At 41.1% G+C, this 8132-nt stretch carries 7 protein-coding genes; all 7 read left to right on the forward strand.

All coding sequences use genetic code 11. The annotated features are described in order from the left end of the window. The coding region (locus PHQ42_04740) for a glycosyltransferase family 4 protein (protein ID MDD5072010.1) at positions 1 to 1065 on the forward strand (1065 nt) is incomplete at its 5' end. A gap of 13 nt (positions 1066 to 1078) precedes the next feature. Beyond that, a complete protein-coding gene (locus tag PHQ42_04745) occupies positions 1079 to 2671 on the forward strand; it encodes a GtrA family protein (GenBank protein MDD5072011.1) in 1593 nt (530 codons plus the stop codon). 2 nt (positions 2672 to 2673) lie between these two features. Continuing rightward, the gene (locus PHQ42_04750) at positions 2674 to 3750 is read left to right on the forward strand and encodes a glycosyltransferase family 4 protein (protein ID MDD5072012.1); all 1077 of its coding nucleotides are present in this window, start codon (positions 2674 to 2676) and stop codon (positions 3748 to 3750) included. 125 nt (positions 3751 to 3875) lie between these two features. After that, positions 3876 to 4304 carry a hypothetical protein gene (locus PHQ42_04755; protein ID MDD5072013.1) on the forward strand — a complete coding sequence of 143 codons (429 nt, stop codon included), beginning with the start codon at positions 3876 to 3878 and terminating at the stop codon, positions 4302 to 4304. A 23-nt stretch (positions 4305 to 4327) separates the two neighbouring features. Beyond that, positions 4328 to 6196 carry a DNA primase gene (gene dnaG, locus PHQ42_04760; GenBank protein MDD5072014.1) on the forward strand — a complete coding sequence of 623 codons (1869 nt, stop codon included), beginning with the start codon at positions 4328 to 4330 and terminating at the stop codon, positions 6194 to 6196. Positions 6197 to 6245: 49 nt separating this feature from the next. Further along, entirely contained in the window at positions 6246 to 7622 is a 1377-nt protein-coding gene (locus PHQ42_04765) for a sigma-70 family RNA polymerase sigma factor (GenBank protein MDD5072015.1), read from the forward strand. Between the two features lie 180 nt (positions 7623 to 7802). Next, a complete protein-coding gene (locus PHQ42_04770) occupies positions 7803 to 7955 on the forward strand; it encodes a hypothetical protein (GenBank protein ID MDD5072016.1) in 153 nt (50 codons plus the stop codon). The last annotated feature ends 177 nt before the right edge of the window (positions 7956 to 8132 follow it).

Below are 8132 nucleotides of genomic sequence, written 5' to 3' on the forward strand. Positions count from 1 at the left end.
CGGGAAATAACCGAACGGATTTCTGATATAGAGTTTGATATGATAACGGCCAGAATGGACAGGAAACTGCCCAGGTTTGAACGGCTGGGCAATATTAACGTGTACCGGATCGGCATTGGTTTGCCGATTTTTGATAAGCTTTGGCTGGCTTTTGGAGGGGCGAAATTTGCCAAAAAATCGCATGAAAAAAATAAATACGATGCTGTTTGGGCAATTATGGCGAGTTTTGGCGGCTTGGCCGCGGAAACTTTTAAAAAGGAAAACCCTGAAGTTAAATTTTTGCTTACTTTGCAAGAAGGGGATGATTTGACCGAAGTGGAGCGCAAAACCATATTTATAAAAAAAAGGTTCAAAAATATTTTTGCGAGAGCCGATTATATCCAGGCGATAAGCCGTTATCTGGAGGATTGGGCGAAAAAGATGGGAGCAATTTGCCCGATAGAAGTTGTGCCGAACGGAGTGGACACGGGAATTAAGAATTACGAATTAAGAATTAAGAATCACGAATTTAAAAAGAGTTTGGGGATTGGGGAGGATGAAAAAGTGATAATTACAGTTTCAAGGCTAGTAAAAAAGAACGGGGTAGGCGATTTGATTGAAGCGATAAAAAGCGTGGAAGCGAAATTATTGATTTGCGGCGATGGCGAAGAGAGGCAGAAGCTGGAAGCAAGAAGCAAGAAATTGGGAATCAGCGACAAGGTGATTTTTTTGGGTTTTATTGCGCCGGAAGAGTTGCCGAAATATTACGCTTTGGCCGATGTTTTCTGCCGGCCGTCCCTTTCCGAAGGGTTGGGCAATGTTTTTTTGGAAGCCATGGCGGCCGGAACGCCGGTTATTGCCACGCCAGTTGGCGGCATACCGGATTTCTTGGCAGATGGTGAAACCGGCTGGTTTTGCCGGGTCAGGGATCCGGAAAGCATCGCGGAAAAAATAAAATGGATTTTAGACGGAAAAAATGAAGAAGAGGTGAAGAAAGTGGCAGACAACGCCAGAAAAATGGTTGAGGAAAAATACGATTGGGAGGGAATTGCGAAAAAGATGGAAAAAATATTTATGAGTTTTTAAAGCTAGATTTTTTATGTTTGATATTTACCGAAGCTGTAAAAAAATTTTTAACTCCGTTTGCCCCAATATTTACAGTTGGCTGGAAAAATATAAGTTAATTGTAAAATACATTATTTCCGGCGGGACAGCCGCTGTTGTTGATTTGGGTTGCCTTTATATTTTTACTGATGTTTTTGGCATCTGGTATGTGATTTCCGCCAGCTTGGCTTTTGTTGTCGCTTTTTTAATAAGCTTTTCTTTGCAGAAGTTCTGGACTTTCCGCGATAATGGCCGAAAAAAAATTTATCGGCAGATATCTTTATATTTTATTGTCGGGGTGGTAAATTTACTGTTTAACGCCGGCGGCATGTATTTGTTAGTTGATAAATTTGGCATAATGTACATTTCGGCCCAGATAATAATGGGAATTCTCTTGGGTTCTGGCAGTTTTTTAATTTATAATTTTATAATTTTTGAAAAGAAAAGAATAGAAAGGAAAAAGTACGGGGGAGAAGGTTTAAAAATTTTAATTGCCACCGGCATTTTCCCGCCGGATATCGGCGGGCCGGCCACTTACACGAAAACTTTGTGCGAAGAGCTGCCTAAGCTTGGGTGCGAAGTCAAGGTTGTCACTTATGGCGAGGCGGGGATCGAAAGCAATGGGAGCCAAGTTTTCAAGGTTAGCCGGAAGCAGAATATTATTTTTCGCTATTTCAAATATTTCTGGCAGGTTTTAGGATTGGCCGGCCGGGCGGATATAATTTACGCCCACGATTTAGTGAGCGTCGGCCTGCCATGCGCTTTAGTTAAGTTTTTAAAGCCAAAAACAAAATTAGTTGTCCGTTTAGGCGGAGATTTTTTGTGGGAGAAAGCTTATGATAACGGCTGGACGGATAAGCCTTTAAGCCGATATTACGAGGAGCAAAAAAATTTTTCTGAAAAATTTTTTTTGTATGTTTATAAATTTGTTTTGTCAAAATGCGATAAAATAATATTTTCTACTTTGTGGCAGAAAGAAATTTATGAGAAATATTTAAAAGTTAAACCGGAGAAGGTTTTTGTTATTGATAATATTTTTCCCGAATTTATTCCGCCGGAAAAGCTGTTCGGTGGCGGCAGGCGGATTTTACTTGCCGGAAGGCTGATTAAATTAAAGAATTTTGCTAAGATTTTTGAGGTGGTTAAGCGCCTGCCAGAGATTAATTTACTGGTTATTGGCGAAGGGCCGGAAGAAGAAAATTTAAAAAAACTGGCGAGAAAGCTAAAGATTGAAAATCGGCTTAGTTTCAAAAAAAGACTGGCTTGGCCGGAATTGGCCGAAGAGATTTTCGGCAGTTTTTTAGTTTTAGCGCCTTCAATAACGGAAATAAGCCCGAATTTAGTATTGGAATGTTTAAAACTAAAAAAGCCCGTTTTAGTTACTCGCGAATGCGGTTTTTACAATACATACAAAGAAAAACTTATTTTTATAGATCCTTTTAATGGGGACGATATAAAAGAAAAGATAGTTCGTCTTTTAGACGGAAATAATTATGATAACTATCTAAGGGAGATTAAAACAATAAACACGGAAAGAGGCAAGATTGATTTGGCCCGAGACCATTATAATTTTTTTAAAAATTTATAAAAATGAAAATTTTAAGCCTAGGCTTGGATAATTCAATTTTAAATAAGAATTCCCATTTAGCTGGACGGGCCTTTGAATATGGGGAAATGGTTGAAAAATATACTGTGGTCGTGCCGGCCCAAGAAGATAAAGAAAGGGTTTTGTCGGACAAAGTAAGGGTTTATGGCCAAGGGGGTAGTAATAAGGCCATAAAGCTTTTCCGGGTTTTCCGGCTGGCCAAAAGATTATTACAAGAGGAAAAATATGATTTAATTACGGTTCAGGACCAATACTTTCTGGGCTGGCTGACCCTGAAACTGGCGCGTAAATTTAAAATCGGTTTAGAGATCCAGATTCATGGTTTTGAAAAATTTTTCGGCTGGCGAAAAATGATAGCTAAATTTGTTATTCCCCGGGCAGACGCTGTCAGAACGGTCAGCCAAAGGCTAAAAAAAGAATTAGTTTCTAATTTTGGGGTTAAAGAAGAAAAGATTACGGTCGTGCCGATATACGTGGAACGCGTAACACATAACGTGGAACGCGTAACACATAACGACAAATTTATCTTTTTAACGGTTGGCAGGTTAGTGCCCGTTAAAAATATTGAAATGCAGATTGAGGCGTTAGCTACAATAGTTAAACAATTTCCCGGGACAAAACTTTTGGTTGTCGGTGACGGCGCTGAAAGGAAAAAACTAGAACAAATTTGTTGCGCGTTATGTGTTGCGCGTTATGTGACTTTTTTAGGCTGGCAAAGCGATTTAGAAAAATTTTACGCTCAAGCCGACGCGCTCTTGCTCACTTCAAATTATGAAGGCTGGGGGATGGTAATAATAGAAGCGGCGAGTTTCGGTTTGCCCATAATTATGACTGACGTGGGCTGCGCCGGCGAAGTGATAAAAAACGGCGAGTCAGGTATAATAATTCCGGTTGGCGGCCGGAAAGAACTGGAAGAAGCTATGCGTAGGATAATGGGGGATGAAAATTTAAGAAAGAGGCTGGGAGAAGGCGCAAAAAGGGCCGTAGAGAAATTGCCGAGCAAGGAGGAGACGTTGGAATTATATAAGGAGAGTTGGAAGAAAGCATGTCGAATGGTATAGAAATTTTAAATAACAAATTTTAAATTTTAAATTACGACGGATGTCAAAATTAAACAATTAAAATTTAGTCATTTAAAATTTAATTATAATTTAAAACTTAAAATTTAAAATTATATTACTGATTTATGAAGTTAATAATAAATAAAAGTGAGCTTGATACGGCGCCGGAGCAGTGGTTGCGTCGTGTCGGATATGCTTATATAAGAGACAGAAGAAGCGGCCAGGAAAGTTTTGTTCGTCGTTTGGGGAGCAATTTTTACCCTCGTTTCCATATGTATTTTATCGAAGAAAACGGAAAGGTTATTTTTAATCTGCATTTGGACCAAAAACAAGCCAGCTACGCCGGCGCTCACAAGCACAACGCCGAGTATGGCGGAGAGCAGGTAGAATCAGAGATCGCCAGATTAAAAGGAATGTTAGGCGATAGCCAGAACATTTTCGCCAAGGCTGCGGGAAACACGGATCCGTTGGACAGGATGGGGCAGGGAGAGTATGATAATAAAGCCGAACCAGAGCTAAAAAAGAGTTTGTTGCGTCGCATTTTTCATTTTTAATTTTTCATTTTTAATTTTCTAAGATGGATCAGGTTGAGGAAATAAAATCGCGGCTGGATATTGTGGAAATAATCAGGGAATATATTCCCCTGAAGCCGGCCGGAATAAATTTTCGGGCGCTTTGCCCCTTTCATCGGGAAAAATCCCCGTCTTTTATAGTTTCTCCGGAAAAGCAGATTTGGCATTGTTTCGGCTGTGGCCGGGGCGGGGATGTTTTTTCTTTTATAATGGAAATTGAGGGGTTGGGCTTTGCCGAAGTTTTGCGCAATCTTGCCCCCAGAGCGGGAGTAACCCTGGAGAGGCAGAATCCAAAACTAACTTCGCAACGAAACCGGCTTTTAGATATTATGGAAGCGGCGGCTGACTATTACCGCAAAGCTTTAAAAAAAGAAGAAGCTAAAAGCGTGAGGGAATATTTAACCAGCCGGGACCTGAAAGAAGAAACAATTGAGTTTTGGCAGATAGGCTATAGTCCGGATTCCTGGGACGATTTAATAAATATGCTTAAAGCCAGGGGCTATAGCGAGAATGAAATATTTTTAGCTGGTCTCTCCACAAAAAAAGACAACAGCGCGAAGTTTTATAACCGCTTTCGCGATCGGATAATGTTCCCCATTTTTGACATAAACGGGGCGGTTGTGGCTTTTTCGGCGCGGGTCAGGCCGGACAAGGAAAACACGGAAAAAATGGGCAAGTACATAAACAGCCCGGCGACAATGATTTATGACAAGAGCCGGATTTTGTTCGGTTTGGACAAAGCCAAAATGGCGATAAAGAGCGAAGATTTGGCCGTAATTGTGGAAGGCCAGATGGATGCGATTACGGCCCATCAGAATAATTTTAAGAATGTTATAGCTTCTTCAGGTACGGCCTTGACCGGAGAACAGGTTAAATTATTAAAGCGTTATACCGGAAATATTGCTCTGGGCTTTGACATGGATCAGGCCGGGCAGATGGCGGCTGACCGCGGAATCAGGGAAGCGATGGAGGCGGAGATGAATATAAAATTAATAATTATCCCTTCTGGAAAAGATCCGGACGAATGCATAAAAACCAGCCCGGAAGAATGGAGAAAGGCGGTTGTCCAAGCCAAGCCGATAATGGAATATTATTTTGGCAAGATATTTTCCGGCTTGAATTTGGAAGAAGTGGCAGACAAGCGCCAAGCGGTTAAAAAAATATTGCCGGTTCTTTCAAAATTAGGCAATAGGATAGAAAAAGACTTTTGGCTCAAAAAATTGGCGGAAAAAATTGAGGTGTCGGAAAGCCTTCTCCGGGAGACTCTTGTAAAACTGGAGAACAAAGAAGACGGCCGGCCGGCCGGCCGTAAGCCGGAAAAGGATGAAACAAATCTAAGCCCTAGAAAAAGCCGGGAGGAATTGCTTTCTGAACTGATGTTGGCCCTAGGCATAAGATTCTCCGGCCTACTTGCTTATATCACAGACCATATTCAGCCTGACCAGATCGTCGGTTCGGCCAATAAATTGTTTTACAGGGATTTAATAATTTACTATAATAAGGTTATTAGCAATAAAAATGAAGCGGAGAAAGCGAAAATTTTTTCAGATTTTGACTATGAAGGATTAAAAAAGTGGTTTTTAAAGAATTCTTCTTCTCTTCCGCCCGGAAATGAAGGCGGTAACCAGCTTAAATTATTGGACCGGCTGGTTCTTTTGGGCGATAAAGAATTTTACGACCTAGACGAGGAAAAAGCCAAAGGAGAAACTATAAAGATAGTTATGGCCTTAAAAAAGCATTATTTGATATGCCGGATGAAAGAGATAGAAAAAACGATTGGCCGTTGCGAAGATGACGGCGAGGCGGAGAAAGCGGGGGAATTGATGGAAGAATTAAAAATGCTGTCTGACGAGATAAGAGAGATCGGGGAATAAATTAAATTACGAATTATCAATTAGCAATTACGAATTCATAAATTAAAATATGAAAAATAAAAGGAAAAAGAAAACCGCTAAGGCCATCGCCACGGCGGGGCAGGCGAGGCAGGCAAAGAGCAGAAAAAAATCTTTGGCTGGTAAAAAACCAAAAAAAGCGAAGAAAACCCGAGAGATCGGGAAAAAAAGGGCGAAAAAGGGGAAGGTTATCCGTGGCAAAAAGGGCAAGGTTTTTAGCAGAAAAAAGACGGCGGCGAAGCGAGCGGAGAAAAAAAGAGTTGCTAGAAAAAAAATGATCGTTCCGGCGGAAATAATAAAACCGACCGGAGAGAGTCTGGAAAATTTAATCAGGAAAGGCAAGATGCGCGGTTTTGTAACAGAAACCGAATTGCTGCATTTATTCCCGGAAGTAGAGGAATATGTTTTTGATTATGAGGTTTTTTTAAGCCGCTTGCAGGAAAGCGGCGTCCAAATATTTGAAGATGCGGGAAAATTTTTGGATTTTGAGGAGGAAAAAGGCAAAAAGGGAGGAGAAAAGAAGGCCGGAGCGGACAAGAAAGCCTTGGCTAACAGCGCCAAGAATGTTGATTTATTAAAATTAAATTCCGATTCCATCCAGATGTATTTGAAGGAAATCGGGCGCGTCCCCCTGCTTAATGGCGAAGAAGAAGTTGAATTGGCCAAACGGAAAGAAAAGGGAGATAAAGAAGCGGAAAAGAAATTAATTGAAGCTAATTTGCGCTTGGTCGTTTCTATTGCCAAAAAATTTGTCGGCGCCAAAGGTTTGAGCCTATTAGACCTAATTCAGGAAGGAAATATCGGCTTGTTTCGGGCCGTAGAAAAATTTGAATACCGCAAGGGGTATAAATTTTCAACTTACGCCACTTGGTGGATCAGACAGGCAATCACCCGCGCTCTAGCCGACCAGTCGCGCACCATCCGCATTCCGGTCCATATGGTTGAAACCATTAATAAATTTACGCAGGTGGAGCGGCGCTTAATCCAAGACCTGGGCAGGGAGCCGATGCCGGAGGAAATCGCTTCGGAGATGGGCGAAGATATAGATAAAGTTAGGCATATTATAAAAATTTCCCAGGATACTATTTCTTTGGAGACAACCGTGGGCGAGGATGAAGAGGATTCCACTTTGGAAGATTTTATTGAGGACGTGAAAAATGTCACTCCGGACCGGTCCGCCGCCCTGCAACTCTTGAAAGATTATGTGAAAGAGGTGGTGGCAACTTTGTCCCCCCGCGAGCAGAAAATACTGGAAATGCGTTTTGGTTTGATTGACGGCGTGGCTCACACCTTGGAGGAAGTGGGGCAGGAGTTTGAAGTTACCCGCGAACGCATTAGGCAGATTGAAGCCAAGGCCCTGGAGCGCATTAGAAAACACGACGGCTTGAAGAAATTGCGAGATTTCTAAGAATTAAGAATTACGATTTAAGAACTTAAAATTTTGACATGTAAAGAGAATTTATTATAATAGAATAACAAAATTCGTAATTCTTAATTCATAATTCTTAAATCTAAAATTAATTTTTCCCGGGTAGCGCAGCGGTAGCGCAGTTGGCTGTGAACACAAAATCTTTGCTATAATAGAGTTATGGCAAAAGATAAAAGGAAATATGCCGACCGCGCCGAATACTTGAAAAGAGCCGTAGATAAGAGAAGAAAAATGATTAGAAAGATGGCTATAGAGTATAAGGGCGGTAGATGCGCAATTTGTGGTTATAGGAAAAGCATTAACGCTTTGTAGTTTCACCATCTTGATTCCAGCAAAAAAGATTTTGGTATTTCCGCTAAAGGGTATACCAGAAGCTGGGAGCAAGTGAAAGATGAACTGGATAAATGCGTTTTTCTTTGTTCTAATTGCCACAGAGAAGTGCACGACGGCATAACGCAGCTTCCATGAGTAATCATGGTTGAAAAACGA

It is taken from the genome of Patescibacteria group bacterium (assembly GCA_028711655.1).
Taxonomy (GTDB): Bacteria; Patescibacteriota; Patescibacteriia; order Patescibacteriales; family JAQTRU01; genus JAQTRU01.

Excerpts from the sequence above, each read along its gene's own strand:
- PHQ42_04745 (MDD5072011.1), top strand. The coding sequence starts at position 1,079 with ATGTTTGATATTTACCGAAGCTGTAAAAAAATTTTTAACTCCGTTTGC.
- PHQ42_04750 (MDD5072012.1), top strand. The coding sequence starts at position 2,674 with ATGAAAATTTTAAGCCTAGGCTTGGATAATTCAATTTTAAATAAGAAT.
- PHQ42_04755 (MDD5072013.1), top strand. The coding sequence starts at position 3,876 with ATGAAGTTAATAATAAATAAAAGTGAGCTTGATACGGCGCCGGAGCAG.
- dnaG (MDD5072014.1), top strand. The coding sequence starts at position 4,328 with ATGGATCAGGTTGAGGAAATAAAATCGCGGCTGGATATTGTGGAAATA.
- PHQ42_04765 (MDD5072015.1), top strand. The coding sequence starts at position 6,246 with ATGAAAAATAAAAGGAAAAAGAAAACCGCTAAGGCCATCGCCACGGCG.
- PHQ42_04770 (MDD5072016.1), top strand. The coding sequence starts at position 7,803 with ATGGCAAAAGATAAAAGGAAATATGCCGACCGCGCCGAATACTTGAAA.